This window comes from Pseudomonas sp. GW821-FHT03E01, from assembly GCF_059420765.1.
On sequence record NZ_JBWKUI010000040.1, the window covers coordinates 1 to 694 of the forward strand.

The 694-nt window shown below is 63.4% G+C and carries 1 protein-coding gene; it reads left to right on the top strand.

Annotated elements, in window-relative coordinates:
* The coding region (locus AC07VO_RS29890; protein WP_495007740.1) for a VCBS domain-containing protein at positions 1-694 on the top strand (694 nt) is incomplete at both ends.

Here is a 694-nt window from a genome sequence, read left to right on the forward strand (position 1 = left end):
GTCGCCAGTGCCGTGCAGTCGTTGCAGGCCGGCGAGAGTCACAACGAAGTGTTCACCATCCAGGTCAGCGACGGCCTGGGCGGTGTCGACACCCAGCAGGTGACTGTGACCGTCACCGGCAGCAATGACGCACCCGTACTCAGTTTCGCCAACGGCAACGATGCCGGCGCGGTGCAGGAAGACACCACGCTCAGCGTCAGCGGCCAGTTCAGTTCAAGCGACATCGATCATGCAGCCACCGCGACCTGGAGCATTGCCGGGTCCAATACTGGCAGCTATGGCTCGATCGCCGTCGACAGCACGGGCCAATGGACCTACACGTTGGCCAACGGCACCGATGGCGTCGCCAGTGCCGTGCAATCACTGAAGGCTGGCGAGACTCACAACGAAGTGTTCAGCGTGCAGGTCAGCGATGGCCTCGGCGGTGTCGACACCCAGCAAGTGACCGTCACCGTCACCGGCAGCAACGATGCGCCGGTGCTCAGCTTTGCGAGCGGCAACGATGTCGGCGCCGTGCAGGAGGACACCAGCCTCAGCGTCAGCGGCCAGTTCAGTTCAAGCGACATCGATCATGCAGCCACCGCCACCTGGTCGATCAATGGCTCGGCAACTGGAACCTACGGCTCGATCGCCGTCGACAGCAGCGGCCAATGGACTTACACCCTGGCCAACGGCACCGATGGCGTTGCCAGTG